Consider the following 1611-nt stretch of genomic DNA (forward strand, 5'->3'; position numbering starts at 1 on the left):
GTAATCAAAAATAATTTCTTTCTTTAATTCATATGTATATTTTTGCATGAAAAAATCCTCCACTTTTTTGTCCGGTTTTTGGGGGACTGTGCATTGGTTATGCAAATGGAATTACAGAGCACACAACTTATCAATTACTAAAGGAAACTAAGCATGCTGAAACCTTAAAAATAACATATGATTCAGCAATCATTTCTCTTGAAGAAATTATTTTATATTTATTTAAAGTAATTGATCCGACTTCATTGAATAAACAAGGAAATGATGTTGGATTGCAATACCGCACTGGTGTATATTATGAAGATTTAGAAGATTCATACTTACTTGATTCTTTATTTGAATACCTAAGAAATGATTACAAAGAATTTTACGTTGAATTAAAACCACTAGATAATTTCATTAAAGCTGAAGAATACCATCAAAAATATTTAGCAAAAAATCCAGATGGATATTGTCATGTTAATTTAGTTAAAACTTATACTTTGGATAACAAGGATAAAGAAATCATTAAACAACTTCGCAAAGAACTTAATCTTGATAAATTAAGTTATGCAGTCCTAAAACACTCAGCTACAGAAACCCCTCATACATCAAAATTAAATAAGGAATATCGTAAAGGTATTTATGTAGAAAAAATAACAGGTGAACCTTTATTTTCTTCAGCAACAAAATTTGATGCTGGATGTGGATGACCTAGCTTTTCGAAACCAATTTTAAAAGAAAGTATTTTATATTTAGAAGATACATCACATAATCGCATTCGTACTGAAGTGCGCTCAGGTCAAGGAAATAATCATTTAGGCCATGTTTTCAATGATGGGCCAAAAGATATGGGGGGATTAAGATATTGCATTAATGGTGCTGCACTTGATTTTATTCCATATGAAGAAATGGATGAAAAAGGTTATTCAGAATATAAGAAATATGTAGATTAATTAAATATCTTAAAGATAAAAGATTTTATAAATACTAATTATGAAAAAAGTAACAAAATTCTCATTAATTTTTTTAACAATTTTAGCAACTACTTCAGCAATAACTGCCACAGTATTAGCAATCAAAAAAGAAAAATCTAAAAAAGAAACTTCTAAACTTAACAAAAAAGAAGAAAATAAAACAAATAATAAATAATGAATCATGAATTTAATTCATGATATACAATAATGAAAATAAACGATGAATTAATAATGAATCATTTTTTCATTTTATACTAACAAAAAGACTCAATGAATTTTTCAATCATATTGAGTCTTTTTTTTGTTTGTTAGGCAATCAAATCTATTTTATATAATAGGAAATTAATTGAGTATTTTAAAGTTACATTTTAATATTTATAAATAAAAAAGTTTGAAACATTTATTTTTTTTATGTTATTATTATTTAGCAACATTTGGCGTTCGTGGCGAAGTGGTTAACGCTCCGGGTTGTGGCTCCGGCATACGAGGGTTCGATCCCCTTCGAACGCCCCATTTTTTTTATTTTTTATGATAAAAAATAAGATTATTTAAACTAATGCATGCAGAGTCCCCCAAAAACCGGAATGTTTAACTGCTGTGGTTGTCCCTAAATTTAATTGGGGACAACCCAGCGGTTTTATAACTAATTCGTTCC

Annotated in this window: 2 protein-coding genes, 1 tRNA gene and 1 pseudogene; all 4 read left to right on the top strand. The window is 27.9% G+C overall.

Translation table 4 applies throughout. The annotated features are described in order from the left end of the window. Positions 1 to 32: 32 nt before the first annotated feature. A pseudogene (locus tag BCF89_RS08805) lies at positions 33 to 416 on the top strand (peptide-methionine (S)-S-oxide reductase); the annotation flags it as partial. Positions 417 to 503: 87 nt separating this feature from the next. Then, a complete protein-coding gene (gene msrB, locus BCF89_RS08810; RefSeq protein ID WP_439330549.1) occupies positions 504 to 935 on the top strand; it encodes a peptide-methionine (R)-S-oxide reductase MsrB in 432 nt (143 codons plus the stop codon). Positions 936 to 975: 40 nt separating this feature from the next. After that, positions 976 to 1131 carry a hypothetical protein gene (locus tag BCF89_RS03495; protein ID WP_170108367.1) on the top strand — a complete coding sequence of 52 codons (156 nt, stop codon included), beginning with the start codon at positions 976 to 978 and terminating at the stop codon, positions 1129 to 1131. A gap of 262 nt (positions 1132 to 1393) precedes the next feature. Then, positions 1394 to 1469: transfer RNA gene (locus BCF89_RS03330), tRNA-His, on the top strand. The last annotated feature ends 142 nt before the right edge of the window (positions 1470 to 1611 follow it).

Source organism: Metamycoplasma auris, assembly GCF_003253435.1.
GTDB lineage: Bacteria > Bacillota_I > Bacilli_A > Mycoplasmatales > Metamycoplasmataceae > Metamycoplasma > Metamycoplasma auris.